Source organism: Dysgonomonas sp. 25 (assembly GCF_010501075.1).
In the GTDB taxonomy this organism is placed as follows: Bacteria; Bacteroidota; Bacteroidia; order Bacteroidales; family Dysgonomonadaceae; genus Dysgonomonas.
The window spans coordinates 13,173-36,388 of the sequence record NZ_QVMN01000004.1 but is presented as its reverse complement, the minus strand read 5'-3'; the positions used below and the strand labels follow the sequence as shown (position 1 = coordinate 36,388).

Below are 23,216 nucleotides of genomic sequence, written 5' to 3'. Positions count from 1 at the left end.
CAATTTCAGTAACATATTTGTTACAAAAATAGATATTTTAATCGGTTATTTTATAAAAAATAATCGATAATACCAAATCGAGGACGTTAAAAAGATAGCATTGAATGTATTATGTTTGTGGTCTTCCAAAGTATATAACTATCTAGCTAAGATAACAAACTGCTAAAAAGTTATACTTGTTGTCTATCTCCCCACCACTCAAAACAATCTTCCTGCATATCACTTAAATAAGCATCTATATTCAGCGTATCACACATCTCAAAGAAGCCCTCATTGGGTAAGCCTGTCGATTTAGCGATAACGATAGATGCCAAGATAGGCTGTTTGTTCTCAATATCGTATCGGGTAATCTTTTCTAATATCGCTCCAAGACTACGCACTATAGAAGCATCATCTTCTATCAAATCCGAATAATACACCTTTTTGCCCTCGGATGCAGCCTTGATTAGCTTTTCTCTGATCGCTGTTTCCTTATCTGTTAGAGTTATTACGGTCATAATCTTGATATTTTCTGTAAATGTATGAAAAAATAAGGACTTGATTTAACTTTTTCGCTGCCAGTGGTACAATAATTGTTTAACTTTGACGGACACTGACGCTTCGTCATGTTGCAGAGCCCCATTTACGGCAAATAACTTGAAAACAGAAGTTAAGGTCTATGTCTCACGGAACGAGCTTTGAAAGAAAGTTCTTGAAACATAAAACTTAAATGAATATGAGTAACAAGAACATTTTTACAAGAAGTCAAATCAAGTTTTCTTTGAAGAACGCCACCGAAGAGTTCTCGCTTATTCGATTGAGAATGACGGTCAATGGTGTGCGTTTCAGTTATTGCCTGCCTGCGGATTACAAAATTAAAACCGACTATTGGGATAAAGATGCCAAAAGAGCCTTTGAAACAGCCAAACAGCACAAAGACCTTAAAGGTAATCCCCGATTGGTTGTCTCTCTCCAAAACATTAACAGGGAAATTGAAAAAACAGCCTCTGCTCTTATTGATATTATTGAGACTTATAGAAGCCAGAATATAACACCTACCGCAAGCATTCTTCAAGATGAACTGCGTAAGCAACTTAAATACAAAGGTAAGCAAGAGGAAGAAAAACCTTTTTTTCCAGACTTTATGTCCTATATCGACTATTATATTGACTTGTGTAAGCAAGGAAAGATACTGAACATAGATAGCAGTACAAGAATAAGTGAAGGAACACTCGCCACTTACAAATCAACGAAAAATATTCTCAAAAAATATGCTGCTGCTCGTAACGTGGTACTTTCATTTGATAGTATTACAGGTGAATTCCGAAAAGACTTCATCAATTTTTTGTACGAGACCAAGCACAACAAAGGGGAATACAAGGCTAATTCGATAGGTAAGTTCATTAAAATTATCAAGGTGATAATGGGACATGCCCTTGAAAACAATTTTACCACCAATAAAAGCTCTTTGAAGAGGGACTTTAGAGTGTTGCGAGAAGATGCGAATACCATCTATTTGTCGGAAAAGGAATTGGATGCTTTGTACGCTTTGGAATTGCCTCCGAATCAAGCGGAAGTCCGAGACTGTTTCCTTATTGCTTGCGATACTGGATTGAGGTATTCTGATATTTCAGCGTTGAGTCGAAGGCATATTAACATGGAGACAAAAATGATAACCCTTATTACCTATAAAACCAATACTAAGGTTGTCATACCGATGCGCAAAAGGGTTCGGGAAATTCTGAAAAAATATAACTGGCGACCACCCCAAACACAATGTAATCAGGCAACTAATCGGATGCTCAAAAAACTATGTGAACAAGCTGGCATCACAGAATTGATAAGCTACACCGAGATGGCTGGCGGAACACGTAAAGAGTGCACATTCCGTAAATTCGAAAAAGTAACGACTCATACAGCACGCAGAAGTTTTGCCACCAATGCGTTCATGCAGAAAGTATCTCCTTTGTCAATCATGGCTATGACAGGTCATAAAACCGAAACCAGCTTTATGAAGTACATTCGCATCAGCAAGGAAGAGAATGCTCAATTAATTCAAGACCATAAGTTCTTTGAGTAAATCAGCATAGAGCACTAAAAGTCAGGCTTCGTTTTTGTTGCATATTTTACACATTTGATGTATTCGTGAAAGCCTCTAAGTAAGTCTGATATTATATACTCATCCCTCTCTTGAATTAACAGAGAAAACGTGTATGCGTCTCTTTTCTGAAATTTTGAAGAGTCTTTTGTGTATCGAACTCTTTTCTTCATGGGTCTAACTTCGGCAAGTATAGTCTGATACGGTTCAAGGAATTTTGTAATATCTTCTAAAACAACTTTAAAGCTCTCATTCCTCATATATTTGTAGATTTCTTGAATAGAATACCCCTCAATATATAGATGTAGGGCAATTCTCTTTATAGCAGTATGATAATTGTATTCTCGTACATCTCTTACCGATTTATCATAAAACGAACCTTCACAGTCTTTGCATTTTAGCTTTGGTATCTCCTGAATTTCAACAGGCAGTGATTTCAATACCATATAACCATTCTTTACAAATTTTTTGGTAGTACTGTTGCAAAGAGGGCATTTTTTTATATCTGTTGTTTTTTTCATTTTCTATGCTTTGCTTCTTTTCTCCTTTTATAAAAAAAGATTGGCGTTTTATCAAGAGGAGATATAATGACTCTTTCGAACTTTTCAACAAAAACAAGCCCAGTTCTAATTTCTGTTTCAATATTTTCCTCAGATAAATATGTCGCTTTCATTTGTTGGAATCCATATCTGTTCTTGTTTACTATCGGCTCTAACGATGAGCCATATTTTTTTATCCACCTTCTTATGGTCTGTTGGTCTATTTTAGGAAAAGTTGCATGAATATCTAGCACGGACACTCCAGCCAAATACATCATCATACATTTTCTTTCTACTTCATGATTTGTGGATGTGGGAGGTATAGATCTTCTGAAATTGCACCTACACTTCTGCTTTTTACATCTATAACGCTGTTTCCCAGAGTCTTTCCCATTCTTTACTGTATCAGACTTGCACTTAGGGCATTTAACCTCTTTTGAGGTACTTGTTTGTTCCATATTCTTTAATGTTGCTGTATGTTTTTATATCGGAAGTAAAGATATGTCATATTTTAATAGAAAAGATATTATAATCATACGAATTGATAAAATCATACGAAAATCACCGTGATTAGCATGAATTATAGTGATTTATAAAATCATGTAGTCAACTGATAATTTGATTATTATATTGTACAAACTACACTTGTGCGACCTCACAAGAGCGATCCTAATTATATAGGTAGATCCTTTTCACGAAGAAAGGGAGTAACTAAATCGTATAAAATGGAAATAATTTTAACCAGCGCTGATGAATTGCGAGAGCTAATCAACGCAGCAGTAGTAAACGCATTCGAGGATGCAAAGTTGGCAGAGAAGCAAAAAGCCAAAACCGAAGAGTATTTAACCAGAGATCAGGTATGCAAGATTCTGAAAATATCTATGTCAAGCCTTACACGTAGAGTCGCTGATGGTAGCATGAAATGTTACAAAATCGGTGCTAGGAGCTTTTTTAAAGCCAGTGAATTAAACGATGTACTAATCAAATTAAACAAATAATTATGGAAAATCAAAAACATCAGTTTCCATTGGAAACACTCTCAAAAGTATTTCAAGAGATCATTTTGTCTCTTAATTCATCCTTTTCTTATCCTATACCATACTCGGCTATAGCATTGATTGCTGCTGTGGCAACGGCAATGGGAACAACTCTAAAGTTACGATTCAAGCAGGGCTTTGAGGTCTTCGGAAACATTTATTGCTATTTTATTTCCGACCCAGGCACTGCGAAGAGCCACCCGATCTCATGGATGTTTTCTCCTATACTCAAACGGCATCAGATGGCTTTAAAGCAGCATCGGGCAGACTACGACTCATTCTTAATCGAGAATGCTGGCAAAAAAGGCAAAGAACGCTTAAAAGAGCCTGTTTTTAAAGGACTTATTATAAAAGACTTTACGCCAGAGTCTTTAATTAAAGAGCTGTGTAACAATCCCAATGGACTTGCCGCAATAATCGATGAACTGATGGCTATGTTCAAAAATGCCAGCCGTTATAATGGCGCATCTTTGTCCGAACAACTTAACGAAATATTCAGCAATATCCCAATCTATAAAACAAGAGTAAGCTCCGAACCTTTGTATTGCCCTACTCCTTGTCTGACTATTATAGGAACAACCCAGCCAGCTATGTTGACTGAGATGTATTCAAAAGATAAAGCAAAAAATGGAGGCACAGCACGCTTTCTTCCAGCTTTTCCTAAAGACCTGCCAATACCTCTTTGGACGAATATTGAACATGATTCACAAATGAGGCAACAATATGAACAGATGATAAACCAGTTGCTCGATACGAATTTAGAGTTAGATGAAGATGGGAACCCTATAAGCCATATCATAGAATTTACCAATGAAGCCAAATCTGCTGTAATTGCTTGGCAATCAGAATTTGCTAAGAAGATCGAACGAGAAGACCGAGGACAGAGCTATCAAGATTCGATGACCAAACTACCAATTTACTTGCTTAAATTCTCTCTTCTAAATCAAGCTATGCGATTTATTGCAGAAGAAGCAGACTTGGATGCTGTCGACTTGATTTCAGTTAACAATTCTATTGCTCAAATAGAATATTTTGAAACTCAAATACTGCTTGTTCATGATTTTGTATATGGAAAAAACCTCATACTAAAAATGACAGAACAACAACGTACAGTGTTTGCGACTCTTCCCAGTAGCTTTTGTATAAGTGATATGTACGACCTTGTTCAGGACAAAGCAGGATTTACTAGAGATCAACTGAAAAAGTTTGTACGAATAAAGGAGTACTTCATTCGTACGAGTAAAGGTAATTACACTAAACGTTTCGAAGAAATAAACGATTAAATCACTGGCACTTGAGCACTTCGGCACTGGAAGAATTGCAGACCTCGTGTTACGGGGGCTGGAAAACTTTAACCCAGTGCCGTCAAGAGCCACAAGAGCCGAAAAATTATTAACATAAAAATCATAATAACATGGTTATAAAAAAAGATTTTGTTCCGAATAATTATTTCGGAAAGTACATGTCTCCATTTTACAAAATGGATGAATCAATCGCTTTATTTAGCTTTCTATGCAAGTATTTTCCTGCTGACCTTGTCCAAAGCGTGTTGCAATGGCTGGATGTGATGGCTACCTATCGCTTCCGTTGCGATGGAAAGTTCGGTGCATTATTCAAATTTACAGATTACAGAAATCCTTCACGGGTTATGGAAGTGTGTATAGACCCCGAAACTGGTAAAGTACTTAGGGATGGCGATGCTCGTGCTGAAATGACCGATACCCTCAAACCAAACGCCATTTATTATTCTGCGCCTAAGGGCAACAAGGTGTCCATGACCGAAAAGCAGATTCTTCACAACCCACAGCACCAAATCATATATGAACCGAAGCCGTGTCTGTTTGGGAAAGAACAGTGCTTCTCCCACGCTGGTTACACTAGACCTTTTGCCATTGTTAAAGATGTTGTTCCTGCAATAATTCTCAACATATGTGCGTACAAAGACTTCAACAGTCCAGTTTGGCTGGCAACAGGAGATAGTAACATAACAGGCAATGACCTCCTGAATCCCGAAATATTGAAGCATTTCCAAATTTTGAAAGAGATGATTCTATGTCCAGGTGCTGGATTGTACGAAAAAGCAAAAGAGATTGAGCTTGCTATCAGGGCACAAGGTGTCAATGTTAAAACCAGTCGCTTCATGGAAACAGTCGAATATGAGGGTAAACAAAAAGGCGACGACCTGAGCGATTACGTGATAGCTGAAATTAAACGAGGTGTTCCGTATAAGGAGGCGTATGAGAAGGTGCTGGATCGCCACAATTTGGCTCTTAGCTGGCTTACCGATATGGTAGAGAGCGAAGGTAAACTGAAATAAAAATAAAGTAATAACCTGGCAGGACTTAGTTCCTGCCAAAAAATTAATATAATCATGATACTAAATTTATATGACCATTTCTACGAGTCTCGTAAAGGAAAGAAATTATCAGATGGAGCTGATGATTCCCGAAAATACCAAAACTACTATTGCTTGGGCTCAAAAGGGCAGATAACGCAACCTCCGAAGTCGATTCAACCATATATTCGTAATATAGCTGGAAAAAGAAATGGTTTTCCTAAAGATGAAGCGATTGACATTGGTCTTAACTTGAGGAGATATATCGTTTCTCAGGACGAAGGCTTGCTTATGGCTATCCGTGATGAATGGGCTCTACCCAACAGGTGCTATGACTTTTTCACAGAGGAAGAGGTCGATGACTATTACTCTTAACAGATTGGGTTGTGGCAGCCATTAAAAGGCTGTCACAACTTATCTCTATTACCTCCTAAACACAAATCCATCCTCAAACCAATAATCAGTAGAGAAAAGCTCATTGGCAAATTTTTCATAATCGAAATAAGTCTGAGCGAACTCAGGTAAGTCATAACAATCGACCACATATCGATAGACAAAGTCCTCTTCACTGTCATATTTCCCGTGATATTTGTCCCAGAATTTAGAAAGTAAAACATGCGTATCTTCCCTTGAAATATCATAACTGCCGTGAGAACACCAAACCATAAACGCCTCTTGATTGTCATCTTTGAGACTCTCCATCGCATCCCGAAGATCGAAAAAGTTCTCGCTCAACCAACATTCGCTAATCAGCCCCTCGGGTATTTCCTCCCAATCTTGAAACATTAACTCGGGGTCTTCTTCGTCCTTGTGCAACACCTTACAGGCTTCGATAAACTCTTCCAAGTCCGAGTAGTCAGACAACTGTATCCACTTGCCAAAGAGGGAACCATCGTTGTATTTGGCATAAGTACCCACATAAATTTGAGCTTCCTGTATATCTATCATTGTTCTGCTCCTTTCTCTATTCTTGGACGACCTCGCTTCTTCTTTTGGACTAAGAGATTGTTTAGATATTGGCTCGGCTTGAAGCGAACTACTTTCTTAGCTGGCAGCTCCAAGGCTTGCATAGTCTGCGGATGGATGCTCATACGGGCAGCTTTGTCTTTCACGGAGAATGTACCAAAACCTAAAATGATTACCTTTTCATTTTTCTGCATTTCGGCACTGATGGCTTCAGTAATGGCTTCCAGTGTTTTCTTAATGTCTATTTTGCTGAACCCTGTCATTTCAGATACTGCATCTACTAGCTCTTTCTTATTCATAATCAATTGATATTTAGTTAATATTCAGTAACTATTTTCAAGAGTTATTCCGTTGAATTTCAATTAGACAGATCGTCATATCTTTACATTGAAGCGTCATAGCCTTGTTGTCAGACTATGACGCATCGTCAGATTGTGTGTGCTTGATAAATACTATAAGAGGACGATTTTGATTCTATCATTTTCGAATACTTTTAAGTTTTTCATGTAGGCAGGCAGGTAGTCGTGATGATAACCTGCCTATGCTGTATTTGAGTTACAGATCATTTTCGGTTAATGTCATCAGCCCCAGTTCCTGGGCGATGAAGCGCTCAATTCTGGCTCCCTTAGAATCTTGCCAGTTATCCAGCAAGTAGATGGCATCACACTTAAACAACTGAACAATGTCGTCTCGCATGTATTCTTTCCAATTCTTTGCTGACATAGGAGGGTTAATTTTCATCGGGTTCAGTGGCGTGAAACCTTTCTCCACCAACAAGGCTTCCGCTTTATCGAAATTGGCTTTAGCTTCTTTCAACTCCAATCCTGTTATCTGTCCCGAGATGTAAACCAATTGACCATTCGCAGGGCGACCTTTAGTAATCTTTAATTTTCTCATTTTCAATCTATTCTAATGATTAATGCTTTAAATTATCTATCATTTAACCTTGTTTATCTGTGTTTAATATCAGATAAGCATTGAGGTCTTCCAAATGCTTATCTTCTGGCAGAATTTCATCTATGATGTCCCAAGTGAGTGAATCCGACAGCATGGACTGGATAAGGGAAGCAAAATTGTATAGGGTTTCCAGTTCCAACTTGCTGTTCTTGTCGCCGATGAAGATTAGCTGGCTGTCTCCATTGGTTACTATCTTCATGCAGAGAGGTAGTGCTTTTTGTATTCCGATGGTTGTCAGATAGGTGTAGTCCAGTGTTATGATAATTGATTCTCCTGTACTGCTATCGAGTATTTTTAGTTTAAAATATTTCTTCGTTTCCATGTGATTCTCTGTTTATTGTTAAAAATTTGGCAAAAAAATAACCGTTACAGATTATCTCCGTAACGGTCTTTGTATTGACGGCTTAATTAACTTATTTCATATCTTTTGCTGCCTCCATCATCTTAGTTTGTATCTTTAGCATACGACCAAGTTGTTTGGCAGATAAATCATCATTTCTATCCGCTTCATCAAGACTTTTTTGTAGATCCTCAGCTTTTCCCATCAAATCAGCATACTCAGCAACGGCACTCATATCGTTATCTTCTAACTTCTTATATAGTTTTATGCTTTTATCTATATAAGCTTCATAGTCATCCAATATTTTATCCCAGTCTTTACTGTTTGAAGTTGAGGAAGACTTTTCCTCTTTCTCGAAGTCATTGTCTGATTCAGTATTTGAAGATGATGATGTTCCCCTTGGTCTTTCGATTTTTTTACTAGTTATAATGAATGTTGCTGCATCTTTTGGCATTTCGTAATCATTATATTCTTCGAACAAAATCCAGTTCTCCTCGCCAACATTTTCAGCCATTCCTTTCAATAAGGTGCCCATTTGGTATTCACATGGAATATTGGAATAGTTTGCAATAGGTTGACCATCTTTATTGCACACACTCAAATAAAGTGGTCCACGATGTTGGCTTTCGAAACTATAATCGTCAGTATCCCCTTTTTCTATGGATACAATCTTCACTTGAATAAATACCTTCCTGAATGTTTCTTTAGGTATTTCCAATTTGTAGCTCCCTTCCTTAACCTGAAAGACTTTAGACAAATATCCTTTTACAGTGGTATCATAAGGTGTCAGTTCTTTAGGTTGTTCTTCTACTTTATCTTTCTTGTTTCCAGAGCAAGAGGAGAATGCCAATATCGCAATAATTGCAATTGCGAACAATGTTTTTAGCTTCATAATACTTTTGTTTTTAATTTGTTTAAATGGTTAATATGTACTGATTATTTTATGAGTTTTATACTTGCCTATCAAGGCTTTCTTATTTTTTAAATACTGTATCAAGTAGGTTGTTACCAGCAGATAATCGCCATTAATCATCCGATGCACGATCAAATTGTTATCCTTTATCAGCATGGAGATAATAGGAGTAACTGACAATTCCGCCTTATCCGATGTCAGCCCAACGACAAGGATTGATTTTCCTTTTACTTGCACGCTATAGTCGTCCCAATCGTCTTTCTCTTCATTCTCATAGCTCATGTCCATAAAGAGTTCATCCCCTTGTTTGATAAAGTTGTCAAAATCGAAGTAGGAATAACTGCCGTCCTTTTCCTGCAAACGCATTGCTTCCAATACATCGAATGTCTGCCCCCATACGGAAAATGAAGCAGTTGCTAATAATGTGATTAATAATAATTTCTTCATGTTTTCAGATGCCTTAACTCAAATGATACTTAGTATAACTAAGCGCAAATATAAAACCTTTTTGTTAATTTATCATGTATTTACAGGTTGTTTTATGAAAACCGATATTGATAAGTTCGTAATTAATAGGATTCGGGAAATGCGGAAAGAAAAAGGCTTCTCTCAACGAGGGATGACCGAGTTTTTGCATTGCTCTGTCGGATTTATCGGTCAGGTTGAAAGTCCGAACTATGAAACCAAGTACAGCGTTTATCAGATTTATCAAATAGCAAAGGAGTTTGAATGTTCCATTGCTGATTTCTTCCCCCCAACAATTCCCGAGAATCCTTAACCACAGGAGGCGATTTGTTTTGCTTCTTACTCATACCCAATTATTTTCAAGCATTACTCCATTTGGAAAGGGCATGACGCTTTGTCAATAATCTGTCAGTCAGCACTATTAAGGAAAATAAGTTAACAAACATTCTCTTGTATGAGTCAGGTATCAGTTTCGATTGCTGGCAAATAATTTGAATATAAGAGGTTAATTGTCAAATTAAGGACATGACAGGGCGTCAGATTTAACAAGAGAGCTTAATCTTTTAGCATCTTTCTTATCCCCTCAATAACTGTGTCCGCATCATGATTCTGATTAAGGTACGCCTGCATCATTGCCCGTATTTTTTTCATTTGCTTGCCCATTGCGCCCTTTGTTTTCTCTTCATAAAGCTTCATGTCTTTAATTTCCTGTTCAATGCTCTTCAAATCGAAGTTGTGATAACGGATAATGCACCATAGACCATAATCAACTATGTTGTTTATCTGCATGGTATCGGATTGAGGAATGCTGGAAGTGAATATTTTATCAAATTGGGTAAGGATCATATTTTTAGAGGCACTCATTACGGAATAATAATCAGTATTCTCAATGCCTAATTCCTTTTGGATTTTGCGCTTATTTTCCAGCTTCACTTCAAAACGAGTCTTACCTTGGAAATAATCAAGTATGGACGCTGCATTGCCTATTTTATTAAGGAATGGCTTGTTTCGGGAAAGATTGATTTCCACTTCCTTATTATAAATGCTGATAGACTCCCTACAATCTTCCGCTTTGACATCTCTTGTAAAAAGGATCGCATCTTGATAGCGATACCACTTATATCTGCGATAATCGCCTGTACATTGATTTAGTCTGTTTAAAATATCAGTAGTCAATTCTAAATTAACATCTTTGGTTATGTAAATCTTATTGAAATAGCAATCATTTATTATGGCATCAATTTCTAACAGGCAGATACCAAGCCTTTCAATATTGGATAGGCATTTTCGAAATGTTTCTGAGGAGATTAGTAAAGCGTAATCATTAAGAAGCAGTTTAGATGAAAATTCTATGGTCATTCGATTAGAGCGATAATTGGCTCTTATGTACAACTCAAAGGGTGTAATGTCTGCATGTTTGTGAGGCTGATATTCAACAGAAATGAGCTCGCCCGTTGTAGTATCAACATCATGCTTAAAAAGGTCTTTATTGGGGTTAGAGAGGTATTTTGTCTTAGTAACTAACCGAACAGTATCAAATGTAAGAGGAGTAGCTGATTTCATGTCTTTTTCAATATTTATCAGCATCAGTTGCCTGATTGAATACCAGAACCTAACTTGATAGGACAGAGTTAGTTCAGCTTGCAGTTATATCTCGATATAGACCTTAACCAGCTATTGAAACTCCTTGTTAACAATCAAGCTCTTAAAAGTAAACAAACAAAGAGCCCGAAAACGTGACCTGCTTGTATGTGTGAGGATATTCATGCATGGTTTTGAAGGGAGGGGGAAGGAAAGAGGAAAGGGAACTACATTCCACTCTTTTGGGCACTGCGGTCTCCGAGAGAGCCCCCAAATTAATGCTTCATTACCAACATAAGCCAAACTGCCTAACTTATTCGAAAAGAAAGGATATTAGAGTATTTTAGTCTGTAAAAAGCTATATTACAGCACATAATGCGAATATTTGGAGATTTCAAAAAAGGGCACGGACGTGGTCACTAAAAAAGAAAAACCCTCGCAAGATCTTGTCTTACAAGGGTTTTCGATACTTATTTGTGGTCCCACCTGGTTCCACTTTATATTTTCTAAATGTTATTATTTCAACTGTTTATAACATTACTCTATTTCAATAGTAATGGTTTAGTAATGTATTCGAATGTCTCTTAAATACCACTTTTGGCTTGAAGTTGACCTCATTCTTTTATGTGATTCAAATATATAAAATAAGGGTGAGATATCCAATTGTGAAGTCTTATTTCTATCTCATACGAAGTGAGATATTTTATAAAGTATGATTTAAAGTGCAGATTAAAGGAATTCTTTGTAGAATGGGCAAATAGGAAAAAGTGTGGAGTCATTTTTCCCGGAACAGAGGCACTGGTATACCTTTACAAACAGGAAAAATAATCCACACTTTATAAGCATGAATGGTATTTCCTATTTTCTCGTTTGTAAATTCAAAAATTACCAGTTTTCTATTCATAGAGAAAATGAAGAATATGCAGTTTAAAGTTCAGTCATATTAACGTATCAATCATTTATTTTTCTTCGGATCTTCTTTTTCTTAAAAATACCGTTATCCATATTATCCATTCTTTCGTTTAACTTTTCAATCATTTCATCAAGAAAGAGAGTACGGCTTCCGACTCTTCGTCGAATAGCACGGAAAGTATCGTAACAATCTTTTACTTCAAAAGAGAATAGTTGACAGAGGATTTCAATCAATAGATTAATATCTATTTCCCCATTCTCAAATTTCTTAGTTTCCAGAGCACCATATGCAAATTCTACCAAATCGGCAGCCGTTCCGGTCCAATGAAGGTCTTGTTCTGATTTTTTTTCTTTTTGATTTCCTTTATTGCTATTATTCTGTAATTGCCATTGCAAAATCCTCAGTTCTATATCAATAAGAGAGATTGCCTTGATTGTATATTTTAAGGCATTTTTTTTCCTCCTTATCGGATAACCCGTCTCGTATTCCGACAAGTTCCAAACGTACAAAGCCAAGGTGATAATACAGCTTTGCGATGTTTGATTCAATCTGTAGTTTGTCTAATAACTTTAGTGCAAATTCGTCATAGGCTTTTGTTAACTCCGTTAATACATCTTTCTCTTTTGAGGCTTTCGTTAATAGTAGAAATAATCTCGAATTCATTAATTGTTTCATAATCTTGAATATTTATATTAGTAAATAGGCAGTTGTAATATTACAACTGCCTTGAACTTATATTCAATAATTAGATATCAAAGAGTGAAAGAGCTCCATTTTATATAGAGTATCAAAACTATTGTAGTTCTGTCTTAATTGTTTGATAACTGAGCTTAATAAATAGAATTAAACTTCTTAATTTTTAAAGAATGTGATGTTGTTCCTGATATATTGATGGCATTATAAAGCTTTTGTGGAAATATTAGATTTGTTTGTTGAACTATACCTCCATTTATAAACGCTTCAATAGAATTATTGTCGACAATTAATGTCAATGTAATATTTTCAGAATTAACATAAAGTGGAGCTGTATTAATACTTGGAAAATTGCTGGAAAAATTTACTTTACCCGATTTCGTTCTATCTGTCCTGAATTCAGTCGCATCTCTATCTATTGTTATAACAAACTCTTCCTTTGCATCATTTGAAAGTTTAAGGATAGTAGTATTTGAAGCAGGAATGGCCATATTAATCTCTAGTTGATATGCTTTATTATCAACATCTAAATGATACGCCTCTTCAGAATTTGATAAGGGAACCCATTCTTCACTTATTTCATCTAATTCACTCACAACCTCAGACGTTAGTACAGGATAACCATCCGGATGAGATTTTAATGTTAGAGTTCGGGGTAATGTTGCCCCGTTTCGCCATGTCATTGTTGGTACAGCCTCGGCATATTGCCAATTACTCATCCATCCTATGAATATGCGTCTGCCATCACTTTCTGGAATATTATTCCATGTAACACCTGCATAGTTGTCTTTGCCGTAATCCAGCCAAAGCGGATAGGACATATTATCTGCTTTAAATGTAGTTCCATTAAAGTCTCCAATAAAATATTGCGTACCTGAACCTCCATTCGGTGCTCCGGGATTTATGCTTACTAACAACACCCATTTTGTTTGCCCGTTATAAGTCAATGGGAACAAGTCTGGGCATTCCCAGACCCCTCCATGCCCACCAATACCATCTCCGAATTCACTCAGTTTTTCCCATTCTTTCAAGTTCTTTGAACCATAGAATGTTATAGTCTGTGAAGTAGCCAATGACATAACCCATTTATTTGTCTCTTTATGCCAGAAGACTTTCGGATCACGGAAATCTATGATATTTTCGTCAGTAAGTACAGGATTAGCTTCATATTTTGTGAAAGTCCTTCCTTTATCAAGACTATAGGCAAGAGATTGATTTTGTCTGGCCCCGGAAGAGGTGTAAATAGCAATCATCGCATTTTCTCCAAAACCCGCAGTATTATTTTTATCAATAACCGCAGAACCGGAGAATATATCCCCTGATTTATCAGGGAAAAGAGCTGTTGGCAGATGCTCCCAGTTGATAAGATTTTTACTGACAGCATGTCCCCAACTCAAATTTCCCCAAAAAGAGCGATATGGATTATATTGATAAAAGAGATGATATTCACCATCCAAATAAACCATTCCGTTGGGATCGTTCATCCAATATTTTTCTGGTGTAAAATGAATGGATGGACGATATGGTTCGTCATTATAGGTATTATTGTCTTTATAATAGTCATTTGAATAATCATCAGAACAGGATGAGAAAAAGCATATTACCCCAATTATTGATAACATGAGACTATTAGTAATTTTATCTTTCATAATATCGATTTTATTTAGTTTTCAAATACTCTAATGCATTATATGTAATTTTCTCAATGTTATCCTGATAGATATTTCTTCCATTATTTTGATTCCATTCAAAAGCTCCAATACCAATAGCAATAGAAGTCCCTTTAAACTCTGCATTTGGATAGGCTTCAAAATTAGCCATCATCCAATAGTCATTTATACCGTCCCATGTACCCAGTATTTTTATTTGATTATCTTCTGATATCTTAATATATCCATTCTCATCAGTATTGCCATATCCATAAAAATCACAGATATCTTTCCATATATTATTATGATTTTCTTTCCATCCAGAACCTATAAGCGGAATACATTTTTTACCATCTAACAGAATATGTGACAACCCTTTATATATAGGGTGTTCTGATTCATCATGAACTTTTCCGATACTAACATTTACATGCCATACATCTCCATTGTCAAAACCTCCACCCATTTCTATTTCTGAATTAAAATTAGACTTCATGCGTCCCATCGTCCACAAGTAATTTGTTGCATGTGTGTTCAACAACAAATTTCCTCCATCAGTGTAATATTTCTTCATTGCACTAATTACAGTTTCCTCCAAAGATATTGCAGGCAATAACGATCTCGGGGATTGAGCATCGCGTATCCACCAAATGACACGATATTGAGTTAAATCAGTTCCTGCTTTCACATTCTCAAATGATAGATAGGTTCCTGTTGGATAGGTTTCAAAGAACCATTTTCCTGCTGCTATTTCATCATCGTCAGCAGTAGCAAGAAACATATTGTAAGTCGCGGCATCCCCCAGAAACGCAATTTTGGTACTTCCTACTCTGATAGTAGTATAAACCGTTTCGGAAGAATTACCTTTTTCATCGAAACTCACTACACCTATTGTGTACACTTTTTCGGATGCGTTTTCCAAAGAATAAGTTGTAGCACTTCCCGGCAACTCTATTTTAGTACCATCATATCTTACTTCTATTTTACTTATTTTTTCATCGGGAAGCTCCCATGTTAATACAACTGTCTTGGCGCCATCCTTTTGACGTGCCGTTAGGCCATTGATAGATGAGCTTCCTTCGCGTGTAAAATAAATTGTTTGCCCAGTAGATATATTTCCTTCTTTATCAAGCACATTAAATGTGAATTTATATTCCTTTCCCACCTTTACTACACCATATTTATAGGATGTAGGATTGTTGGATATAACTTTAGTTTCGGCATCTGACGATACTTTCACACTCAAATCATTCTGATTTGGTAAAATCCATTCCACTCTTAAAGTATCATCATCTATTCGATATTCTAAATTGGATAATGGAGCTACTTTGGCATCATCCGAATCAATGTCACGATCGTAACACCCACTCAGCAATAAAGCTAACGAGAGTAAACTGAACACATAATATTTTAGTTTCATAATTCTTAGATATTAATAGTTATAATTTTGTTTGTACACATTCTTGCTGAAGTTTATTTGTTGTTGAGGAATAGGTACATACTCCTCTTTGTTTTTATCGAAATGTGCACCTTCATAATAAGGACGTTTTGATTTCTCGTTTTCATAATATGCATTCAGCACACTATCCGCGATTCCCCAACGAACTAAATCAAAGAAGCGGCTTCCTTCCATGGCAAACTCAAGGCGTCTTTCCCAACGTAAGGCTGTCCGTGCATATGAGTTTGTCCAGGTTGCATCGTTAGCATATAATGCCATATCAATATTCGTAGCATAAGGAATAAGAGCGATGCTGTTTTTAGCACGCATCCTTACTTCATTTATCAGTGGCAGAGCCTCCCCTTCCCTGTTGAGTTCTATCAAAGCTTCAGCACGCATCAATAGTACATCTGCATAACGAATAATTATTCTATTCTTTGTATTTGCTCGGAAGGGATCAATCAGAACTGATGACTCGTCTCCTACCTTTACATTTTCTTTCAACGAAGAGTAATAACCATATACGCCGGGATTTCTGTTATGCCCTGTCTCGAAGATATTTCCTAAATCGTATTTATATGGGTATCCAACCATTGCAACCGTATGATATAAGCGAGGATCTGCATTATCTGTACTTGCATCATAGTCAGCTAAATTGTATGAATTAAAATCAGGTAATCCGTTTTTCGTTTTAAACGCATTTACCAGATTCTGACTCGGCTTTTGAAAATCGCATGCGCCCGATGTATTTAGGGGTACGTTAAGTGCATCACTGAAATTTAACCGGCCTTTACTTGTGCCATCATCCTTTGAAAACTGAATAGAAAAAAGAGCTTCAATACCATTTTCGTATATATTTTTTCCAGGAAGAAAATTATGCGCAAAATCGGGAGCAAGATCATATGATGAACCTATTACAGCGGCAGTATATATTAATACCTGATCCAAATCATCTGTATCAATACTTGTAACATTATGCTTTTCGTCTTGACGATATGCTTTATATAAATATACCTTCGCTAAGTAAGCTGCAGCAGCATATTTGTTTGCGCGTCCTATCTCTGGTTGCACATCAGGCAAATTTTTATAAGCAAATTCAAAATCCGCTGCTATTTTCGCCCATGATTCATCATTTGTAAGTTCTACATTCGATATTGTACCATAAGCATCGGTTGGTACTGCTTCGTCAATGTAAGGTACATTCTTAAACATAGTCTTCAGTAAAAAATAGAAATGTCCTCGAAGGAAACGACATTCGCCTAATCTCCTATTTTTCATTTCAAACTCGTTTTCTGATACAGAATTGAGCACACGTATAGCATTATTTATACGTGAAATAGCTATATAACAATTATAGAAGAGAGCATCCGGTTCTCCGAATGTAGGAACAATATTACTTGAGGTTTCGTAGAAATGGAATGCTTGAATATCTGATTCGTCACGCCCACCTTTATATGCATCATCGGAACGCACATTTCCATATGGCCAAAGATTGAATGGGGTATCATAATGGTCATTGCCTAACATCGAATATGCTGAAATCACATTTTTTTCAATCTGGTCAAGCCCTGATATATCATCGTCATCTAAGATTCCATTTGGCTTTTCGTTTAGAAAATCAGAGCAGCTGCTAAAGACCAAAAATAAAACGGCTAATATGGATAAATATATTTTTTTCATAATTATATTATTATTAGATTGTTTAGAATGAGACATTTAACCCGACAGTAAACGTTCTTGGTATAGGATAACCAAATTGAGGGCTTTCTGGATCTACCCCTGTGAAACTTTTACTTTTAATCGTCCATAGATTTTGTCCACTTATATACAGTCTTAAATGGTTTGCATAGAATTTTCTTGTGATATGTGTAGGAAATGTATATCCGACTTGTAACATTCTTAATTTTAAATATGAACCATTTTCTATGAAGTAAGTGGAAAAACGTCCTTCATCATTTGTATTCAGAGATGTCACAGACGGAATGTTGCTATTTACATTTGTTGGGCTCCATGCATTTAATAGTCGGCGTCCTTTATTGGAGCCTGTTTCGCTTACACTCCAAAAATCAGTATGGTATTTTTGATCATTTACGACGTCTATGTTATGGATTCCTTGCCAGAACATAGTTAAATCAAAGCCTTTATAACTAAAGTTGACATTTAGTCCATACATAAAATCGGGATGTTGTACGCCAATCCATGTCCTGTCATCATTATCAATTACTCCATCCCCATTTAGATCTTTGTAACGAATACGTCCGAGTCCTTTTCCTGGTTGCTGGGCGGCATTATCTACCTCCTCCTGCGTTTTAAATAATCCATCTGCAACATATCCGAATAAAGAATTAATAGGATGTCCCAATATATTATTTCCGGCTACTCCTCCATAGTTATTTTCTACATCTTCGGGCAAATAAGTCATTTCATTTCTATATAAAGAAAGATTACCTGTAATATCATATTCTAAACCAAATGGTAATTTGTTTCGATAACCTACCGAATATTCCATTCCCCAGTTTTGCATTGAAGCACCATTTACCCAACGATTTCCACCTTCTCCTATCGCAGCAAGATAGGGTGGAAGCACTAGGATATCTTTGGTCTTCTTCATGTAATATTCTGCTGACCCGTAAAGTTTTTGTTCCCAAAAACCAAAGTCGAGACCAATATTGGTTTGTGTAGTTGTTTCCCATTTCAGGTTATCATTAGCAAGTTGTGTACGTTTAAATCCAGACTGTAATTGTCCCGATCCTGTTCCGCCAATGTCATAAGATGTACTATGCACCGTTCCCCATGTAGGATCAGCAGTTCCATAATCAGGTACGTATATATTATATATGGCTGTATTGCTTATTTCTTGGTTTCCTGTTTGTCCCCATCCTAAACGTAACTTCAGATCCGAGATGTTATTTATATTGTTCTTGATGAAAGCTTCTTCGCTTAAACGCCATCCTAAAGAAAATGCAGGAAAAGTTCCATATTTATTATTCTTACCGAAACGTGATGAGCCATCGCGACGCAAGGTTACCGAAGCAAGATAACGATCATCGAATGAATAATTAACCTTACCAAAAAAGGATAACAAGGTATATGCTGTAGAGTTACCGCCAGCAATTGATTTCCCTGTACCTACATCAGGCCACATATATTCAGGTGTTTCAAGTTCAAAGCCTTCACGATATGAGTTGAAATTGACATTTTCTTCTCTAAAGGCTTCTACTCCTAACATTGCATCTGCTCTATGTTTACCTACTGTAATATTGTAAGATGCAATCGCATTCCAATTCCATTTTAGCCAATGTCCTTGGTTTAAGTTTACTGAATTAACATCACTCTCTAATTTCCCTGATTGATATTTTCGGACAAGATCACGTTTATAATAATTCCCATAGTCAAGCCCAAAATTAGTTCTCAAATCCAATCCTTCAATTGGATTAACGGCCAGAAATGCATTACCAAAAGTTCTCCAATATGAATATCTATTATCTTTTACGGCTTCAACTAATCTTACAGGATTTTGCCGGTCATTCATTACTCCCACAGGACCTCCCCATCCCCCCGATTCTGTATAAACGGGTAACATAGGCAAGGCTTGTAATGCGGTATTCAGAATACCGTCGGGTGCTTGTATCTCACTGGTTCTATTAAGTGTAAAGTTTTCCCCTATTGTTACTATCCCGTCGAATAATTTGTATGAAGTATTCATGCGGGCTGAAATTCGGTCGAAATCGCTATTTTTGATCACCCCTTCATTAGTAAGATATCCCAACGAAAAGAAATAACTACCATTATCGGTACCGCTACTTACCGACATATCATAGTTCTGCATAACACCTGTTCTTGTTATTTGATCAAACCAATCAGTGTTTGCTGTACGCATTATATTTCCACTTCCCACTACGTATTCGGGTAATATGACTTTATTGAGTACTGCTACTCCATTGGCATCATATCCCCAGTCGTAAGTATAACCTATCGCATTGGCATTGGGATCTTTCCCTGCATTTACTTCTGCTTGCCACATCATCCGACCATATTCTTGGGTATTTAGCATATCCATCTTGGTGGTGTATTTTGAGGTGGTAACACCTGCATTGAAATCGATCTTAACTTTTCCCTTTTTCCCTTGTTTGGTTGTGATAATTATAACACCATTGGCCGCTCGCGAACCATATATACTTGCTGATGAAGCATCTTTAAGAACCTGAATACTTTCTATATCCGCAGAGTTCAATTCATGCATGCCAGCTTTGGTTGGCACACCATCTATTATATATAGGGGATCATTATTGTTCAATGTGCCTATCCCACGTATACGAATAGTAGAAGCCCCACTCGGATTACCATCAGTAGTTACCATCATACCGGCAACTTTTCCTTGTAGAGCTTTCATAGGATTATTTTCAGCTACTTTCTTTATCTCATCAATAGATACAACTGATACAGCTCCTGTCAGATCTGCTTTTCGTTGAGATGTATACCCTGTTACAACTATCTCATTTAATAATTGTTGGTTTTCAGATAAAACAACATCAACGACGTCTCCATGGCTAACAGTTTTTTCTTGTGCTATCATTCCAACCATAGAGAAGACCAGGGTGGCTGATTCTTTTGTTAATTGAATCCGATACTTTCCTTCAATATCTGTAACTGTTCCATTTGTTGTTCCCTTTTCAACAACACTGACTCCTATTGCACCCAAACCGTCTTCTGCCAGAGTAACAACCCCTGTTACTTCCTTTGTTTGAGAAAAAGCAAGTGAAGGAAGAACAAATAAGAAAAATATTGAAATACAACATTTCAATTTAAGAATGTGAGTTTGTTTTTCCATTTGGTAATTAAATTTATTATTTAACATATTAATTTCATGGTTGTACAAAACTATATGGAATTAAGTCTTCCTTATGTAAGGGATGTTTCAGATATATGTAAAAATGTTGCAATGCATGAGAAAATAAAATAGATGCAACATTTCTACAATCGTTGGCAACATCTGTTATAGCATTATTGTAGCATTAATTATTCCTTTGTAAAGAAGGATAGGACTTTAAATCTTTGGCTAAAAATTTCTTCAATCAATATTATAAACTTATTAATTAAACCATGAAAAAAAAAATAGGATTACTTTTTTGCACTTCACTGATAATAATGACCGGATGCTCATCGGAAGATATTGTCATTGACGATTTTGAATCGGGAACATATGATAAATGGACAATAGAAGGAACTGCTTTTGGTACTACTCCGGCTCAAGGGAAATACCCCAATCAACAGGAAGTAAACGGTTTCTATGGAAAATTTCTGGCTAATAGTTATAATGGAGGAGACCAACTAAAAGGGTCATTAAGTTCTTCTGAATTCAAAATTGAGCGGGAATATATCAATTTCTTACTGGGAGGAGGGAAGAGTAGTGATATATATATCGAATTATTGGTAGATGGTAAAAGTATATATAAAAATTCTCCGCTCGTAAATAGTGAGACTTTACAATGGACTACATGGGATGTTAGGCAATATAAGGGTCAAAAAGCCAAGATACTTATTACAGATAACCATGATGGAGGATGGGGGCATATCCTTGTAGACCAAATTATAATGAGCAATATGGAAAAAAGTTCGGTTATGATTGATCATAAAATTTCTTTCAAGGCAGATAAAAAATATATTTTGGTTCCAATTGATGATTCCGCTCCGGAAATAAGTACACAACTAATAGTGAATGGACAAGCAGAAGGTGTGCCTATGAACATTAATATTGCCCAATCGGAGGTATCCTATTGGGTCCCAATAGACATAGAGAGATACAAAGGTGATAATATAGATTTAGTATTCTCTTATATAGATAAGAATAGTATAGGATATTCTCAAATTAAGCAATCGGATGACTTTCATTTTAATGTTAATGAAAAATATCGTCCAACATACCATTTTACACCTAAATATGGCTGGATGAACGATCCCAACGGTATGGTATACCATAATGGAAAATATCACTTGTATTATCAGCATAACCCTTATGGCTCTTTATGGGGTAATTTGAGTTGGGGGCATGCGGAATCTAAGGATCTTATTAAATGGGAACATCAACAAGAAGGGATAACACCGGATTCACTGGGGGCTATTTTCTCAGGAAGTGCGGTCATCGATAAGAATAACACTGCCGGTTTTGGAAAAAACGCGATGGTCGCTATTTATACATCCGCAGCTGAAAGGCAAACCCAGAGCATTGCTTATAGTCTGGATAATGGACAAACTTTTACAAAATATAATGGAAACCCTGTACTTACAGATTCCAATATTGTTGATTTCCGTGATCCGAAAGTGTTCTGGCATGAAGTTTCACAAAAATGGGTCATGTCATTGGCTACTTCACAGACCATAACATTCTATGGTTCAAAAAATTTGAAAGAATGGGAGAAACTGAGCGAATTTGGAGAGGGGCTTGGTGGACATGATGGAGTTTGGGAATGCCCTGACCTGTTCCCTTTAACTTATAATGGAAAAACTAAATGGGTACTATTTGTCAGTATCAATCCTGGCGGTCCTAATGGAGGAAGTGCCACCCAGTATTTTATCGGTGATTTTGATGGAAAAACGTTTAAAGCCGATAAACTATCTTATCCTATATGGCTTGACTATGGACGGGATAACTATGCCGGTGTTATTTGGAATGATGCTCCGGATAATCGTCGGATTTTTATTGGATGGATGAATAACTGGGATTATGCAAGAGAAGTGCCGACAGTCAATTTTAAAAGTGCCAGTACTTTGCCTCGCGAATTAAAACTTACACACAATGGCGAACATTTAGTTATAAGTAATCCTCCTGTAAAGGAAATAGTCAATTTAAGAAATGAATCGAAGAAAGTGCAAGATATTCAGGTAGAAAGTACTTATACCATTGATAAACTTCTAGATAAAAATGATGGGGCATATGAGGTAGAAATGACCTTAGAAGCCGGAAGTGCAAAAAAATTTAGTTTTACACTCGAAAACCGGAGAAAAGAACAACTGAAATATTCTTTCAATTTGAAAGATGGAGAACTTCTAACAGATAGGTCGAAAAGCGGAGTTGCTGATTTTAGTGAAAAATTTGCACTAAAAGTAATAAAAGCACCTCTAGCCCAAAAGAATACTTATAAGATTCGTCTCTTTATAGATAATGCATCTTCAGAACTGTTTGTTAATGATGGTGAACTGGTTTCTACAAACATTATATTCCCATCAGAACCTTATAACTCTTTGAAATTTGAAGGTAATATCAATGTCAAGGATATAACTATCCATAAGATTAAATAATATTTTGAAATAAT

At 36.4% G+C, this 23,216-nt stretch carries 22 protein-coding genes; 7 read left to right on the top strand and 15 right to left on the bottom strand.

Annotated features, from left to right (window positions below; all coding sequences use genetic code 11):
* Window positions 1-170 precede the first annotated feature (170 nt).
* Window positions 171-497 (bottom strand): hypothetical protein, encoded by a 327-nt coding sequence (locus D0T66_RS07810; protein ID WP_163356704.1) that lies wholly within the window; start codon window positions 495-497, stop codon window positions 171-173.
* Between the two features lie 218 nt (window positions 498-715).
* Here D0T66_RS07810 and D0T66_RS07805 point away from each other — a divergent pair, with 218 nt between their 5' ends.
* Complete coding sequence (locus tag D0T66_RS07805) at window positions 716-2,059, top strand: site-specific integrase (protein WP_163356703.1); 1,344 nt, start codon at window positions 716-718, stop codon at window positions 2,057-2,059.
* Between the two features lie 14 nt (window positions 2,060-2,073).
* Here D0T66_RS07805 and D0T66_RS07800 read toward each other — a convergent pair whose 3' ends face one another.
* Both D0T66_RS07800 and D0T66_RS07795 read right to left on the bottom strand, forming a co-directional pair.
* Window positions 2,074-2,598 carry a hypothetical protein gene (locus tag D0T66_RS07800; RefSeq protein ID WP_163356702.1) on the bottom strand — a complete coding sequence of 175 codons (525 nt, stop codon included), beginning with the start codon at window positions 2,596-2,598 and terminating at the stop codon, window positions 2,074-2,076.
* Window positions 2,595-3,074, bottom strand: a complete 480-nt coding sequence (locus tag D0T66_RS07795) for an IS1 family transposase (protein ID WP_163356701.1) — start codon at window positions 3,072-3,074, stop codon at window positions 2,595-2,597. Before D0T66_RS07795 ends, D0T66_RS07800 begins: the two co-directional genes overlap by 4 nt.
* 267 nt (window positions 3,075-3,341) lie before the next feature.
* Between D0T66_RS07795 and D0T66_RS07790 the strand changes: the two genes are divergently transcribed.
* The 4 genes from D0T66_RS07790 to D0T66_RS07775 all read left to right on the top strand — a co-directional run bounded on the left by D0T66_RS07790 (window position 3,342) and on the right by D0T66_RS07775 (window position 6,363).
* Window positions 3,342-3,614, top strand: a complete 273-nt coding sequence (locus tag D0T66_RS07790; protein WP_163356700.1) for a helix-turn-helix domain-containing protein — start codon at window positions 3,342-3,344, stop codon at window positions 3,612-3,614.
* 2 nt (window positions 3,615-3,616) lie between these two features.
* Window positions 3,617-4,936 carry a DUF3987 domain-containing protein gene (locus D0T66_RS07785; protein ID WP_163356699.1) on the top strand — a complete coding sequence of 440 codons (1,320 nt, stop codon included), beginning with the start codon at window positions 3,617-3,619 and terminating at the stop codon, window positions 4,934-4,936.
* A 131-nt stretch (window positions 4,937-5,067) separates the two neighbouring features.
* A complete protein-coding gene (locus D0T66_RS07780; RefSeq protein ID WP_163356698.1) occupies window positions 5,068-5,970 on the top strand; it encodes a hypothetical protein in 903 nt (300 codons plus the stop codon).
* 54 nt (window positions 5,971-6,024) lie between these two features.
* A complete protein-coding gene (locus D0T66_RS07775) occupies window positions 6,025-6,363 on the top strand; it encodes a hypothetical protein (RefSeq protein ID WP_163356697.1) in 339 nt (112 codons plus the stop codon).
* Window positions 6,364-6,411: 48 nt separating this feature from the next.
* Here D0T66_RS07775 and D0T66_RS07770 read toward each other — a convergent pair whose 3' ends face one another.
* The 6 genes from D0T66_RS07770 to D0T66_RS07745 form a co-directional block, all read right to left on the bottom strand.
* On the bottom strand, window positions 6,412-6,936 hold the full coding sequence (locus D0T66_RS07770) for an antirestriction protein ArdA (protein ID WP_163356696.1): 525 nt from the start codon (window positions 6,934-6,936) through the stop codon (window positions 6,412-6,414).
* On the bottom strand, window positions 6,933-7,253 hold the full coding sequence (locus D0T66_RS07765; protein ID WP_163356695.1) for an HU family DNA-binding protein: 321 nt from the start codon (window positions 7,251-7,253) through the stop codon (window positions 6,933-6,935). Before D0T66_RS07765 ends, D0T66_RS07770 begins: the two co-directional genes overlap by 4 nt.
* Window positions 7,254-7,509: 256 nt before the next feature.
* A complete protein-coding gene (locus tag D0T66_RS07760) occupies window positions 7,510-7,851 on the bottom strand; it encodes a DUF4406 domain-containing protein (RefSeq protein WP_163356694.1) in 342 nt (113 codons plus the stop codon).
* Between the two features lie 43 nt (window positions 7,852-7,894).
* Window positions 7,895-8,233: a hypothetical protein gene (locus D0T66_RS07755; RefSeq protein WP_163356693.1), complete on the bottom strand. Its 339-nt coding sequence runs from the start codon at window positions 8,231-8,233 to the stop codon at window positions 7,895-7,897.
* A 91-nt stretch (window positions 8,234-8,324) separates the two neighbouring features.
* Window positions 8,325-9,143, bottom strand: a complete 819-nt coding sequence (locus D0T66_RS07750) for a DUF6591 domain-containing protein (RefSeq protein WP_163356692.1) — start codon at window positions 9,141-9,143, stop codon at window positions 8,325-8,327.
* Between the two features lie 30 nt (window positions 9,144-9,173).
* On the bottom strand, window positions 9,174-9,611 hold the full coding sequence (locus tag D0T66_RS07745) for a hypothetical protein (RefSeq protein WP_163356691.1): 438 nt from the start codon (window positions 9,609-9,611) through the stop codon (window positions 9,174-9,176).
* A 94-nt stretch (window positions 9,612-9,705) separates the two neighbouring features.
* On the opposite strand from D0T66_RS07745, the gene D0T66_RS07740 reads away from it, so the two are divergent.
* On the top strand, window positions 9,706-9,942 hold the full coding sequence (locus D0T66_RS07740; protein WP_163356690.1) for a helix-turn-helix domain-containing protein: 237 nt from the start codon (window positions 9,706-9,708) through the stop codon (window positions 9,940-9,942).
* Window positions 9,943-10,184: 242 nt separating this feature from the next.
* On the opposite strand, the gene D0T66_RS07735 is transcribed toward D0T66_RS07740, so the two are convergent.
* The 6 genes from D0T66_RS07735 to D0T66_RS07710 form a co-directional block, all read right to left on the bottom strand.
* Window positions 10,185-11,192 (bottom strand): hypothetical protein, encoded by a 1,008-nt coding sequence (locus D0T66_RS07735; protein WP_163356689.1) that lies wholly within the window; start codon window positions 11,190-11,192, stop codon window positions 10,185-10,187.
* Between the two features lie 969 nt (window positions 11,193-12,161).
* On the bottom strand, window positions 12,162-12,671 hold the full coding sequence (locus D0T66_RS07730) for an RteC domain-containing protein (RefSeq protein WP_163356688.1): 510 nt from the start codon (window positions 12,669-12,671) through the stop codon (window positions 12,162-12,164).
* Window positions 12,672-12,953: 282 nt separating this feature from the next.
* The gene (locus D0T66_RS07725; protein ID WP_163356687.1) at window positions 12,954-14,465 is read right to left on the bottom strand and encodes a glycoside hydrolase family 32 protein; all 1,512 of its coding nucleotides are present in this window, start codon (window positions 14,463-14,465) and stop codon (window positions 12,954-12,956) included.
* Window positions 14,466-14,475: 10 nt separating this feature from the next.
* Window positions 14,476-15,885, bottom strand: coding sequence for a DUF4960 domain-containing protein (locus D0T66_RS07720; RefSeq protein WP_163356686.1), 1,410 nt, complete (start codon window positions 15,883-15,885; stop codon window positions 14,476-14,478).
* 12 nt (window positions 15,886-15,897) lie between these two features.
* Entirely contained in the window at window positions 15,898-17,583 is a 1,686-nt protein-coding gene (locus tag D0T66_RS07715; protein WP_163356685.1) for a RagB/SusD family nutrient uptake outer membrane protein, read from the bottom strand.
* A 22-nt stretch (window positions 17,584-17,605) separates the two neighbouring features.
* Window positions 17,606-20,761, bottom strand: a complete 3,156-nt coding sequence (locus D0T66_RS07710) for a SusC/RagA family TonB-linked outer membrane protein (protein WP_370520772.1) — start codon at window positions 20,759-20,761, stop codon at window positions 17,606-17,608.
* Window positions 20,762-21,006: 245 nt separating this feature from the next.
* Here D0T66_RS07710 and D0T66_RS07705 point away from each other — a divergent pair, with 245 nt between their 5' ends.
* The gene (locus tag D0T66_RS07705) at window positions 21,007-23,202 is read left to right on the top strand and encodes a GH32 C-terminal domain-containing protein (protein WP_163356684.1); all 2,196 of its coding nucleotides are present in this window, start codon (window positions 21,007-21,009) and stop codon (window positions 23,200-23,202) included.
* Window positions 23,203-23,216: the final 14 nt, after the last annotated feature.

What these genes read in the sequence shown, in the direction of transcription:
- D0T66_RS07810 (WP_163356704.1), bottom strand. Translation starts at nt 497, where the DNA reads ATGACCGTAATAACTCTAACAGATAAGGAAACAGCGATCAGAGAAAAG.
- D0T66_RS07805 (WP_163356703.1), top strand. Translation starts at nt 716, where the DNA reads ATGAGTAACAAGAACATTTTTACAAGAAGTCAAATCAAGTTTTCTTTG.
- D0T66_RS07800 (WP_163356702.1), bottom strand. Translation starts at nt 2,598, where the DNA reads ATGAAAAAAACAACAGATATAAAAAAATGCCCTCTTTGCAACAGTACT.
- D0T66_RS07795 (WP_163356701.1), bottom strand. Translation starts at nt 3,074, where the DNA reads ATGGAACAAACAAGTACCTCAAAAGAGGTTAAATGCCCTAAGTGCAAG.
- D0T66_RS07790 (WP_163356700.1), top strand. Translation starts at nt 3,342, where the DNA reads ATGGAAATAATTTTAACCAGCGCTGATGAATTGCGAGAGCTAATCAAC.
- D0T66_RS07785 (WP_163356699.1), top strand. Translation starts at nt 3,617, where the DNA reads ATGGAAAATCAAAAACATCAGTTTCCATTGGAAACACTCTCAAAAGTA.
- D0T66_RS07780 (WP_163356698.1), top strand. Translation starts at nt 5,068, where the DNA reads ATGGTTATAAAAAAAGATTTTGTTCCGAATAATTATTTCGGAAAGTAC.
- D0T66_RS07775 (WP_163356697.1), top strand. Translation starts at nt 6,025, where the DNA reads ATGATACTAAATTTATATGACCATTTCTACGAGTCTCGTAAAGGAAAG.
- D0T66_RS07770 (WP_163356696.1), bottom strand. Translation starts at nt 6,936, where the DNA reads ATGATAGATATACAGGAAGCTCAAATTTATGTGGGTACTTATGCCAAA.
- D0T66_RS07765 (WP_163356695.1), bottom strand. Translation starts at nt 7,253, where the DNA reads ATGAATAAGAAAGAGCTAGTAGATGCAGTATCTGAAATGACAGGGTTC.
- D0T66_RS07760 (WP_163356694.1), bottom strand. Translation starts at nt 7,851, where the DNA reads ATGAGAAAATTAAAGATTACTAAAGGTCGCCCTGCGAATGGTCAATTG.
- D0T66_RS07755 (WP_163356693.1), bottom strand. Translation starts at nt 8,233, where the DNA reads ATGGAAACGAAGAAATATTTTAAACTAAAAATACTCGATAGCAGTACA.
- D0T66_RS07750 (WP_163356692.1), bottom strand. Translation starts at nt 9,143, where the DNA reads ATGAAGCTAAAAACATTGTTCGCAATTGCAATTATTGCGATATTGGCA.
- D0T66_RS07745 (WP_163356691.1), bottom strand. Translation starts at nt 9,611, where the DNA reads ATGAAGAAATTATTATTAATCACATTATTAGCAACTGCTTCATTTTCC.
- D0T66_RS07740 (WP_163356690.1), top strand. Translation starts at nt 9,706, where the DNA reads ATGAAAACCGATATTGATAAGTTCGTAATTAATAGGATTCGGGAAATG.
- D0T66_RS07735 (WP_163356689.1), bottom strand. Translation starts at nt 11,192, where the DNA reads ATGAAATCAGCTACTCCTCTTACATTTGATACTGTTCGGTTAGTTACT.
- D0T66_RS07725 (WP_163356687.1), bottom strand. Translation starts at nt 14,465, where the DNA reads ATGAAAGATAAAATTACTAATAGTCTCATGTTATCAATAATTGGGGTA.
- D0T66_RS07720 (WP_163356686.1), bottom strand. Translation starts at nt 15,885, where the DNA reads ATGAAACTAAAATATTATGTGTTCAGTTTACTCTCGTTAGCTTTATTG.
- D0T66_RS07715 (WP_163356685.1), bottom strand. Translation starts at nt 17,583, where the DNA reads ATGAAAAAAATATATTTATCCATATTAGCCGTTTTATTTTTGGTCTTT.
- D0T66_RS07710 (WP_370520772.1), bottom strand. Translation starts at nt 20,761, where the DNA reads ATGTTAAATAATAAATTTAATTACCAAATGGAAAAACAAACTCACATT.
- D0T66_RS07705 (WP_163356684.1), top strand. Translation starts at nt 21,007, where the DNA reads ATGAAAAAAAAAATAGGATTACTTTTTTGCACTTCACTGATAATAATG.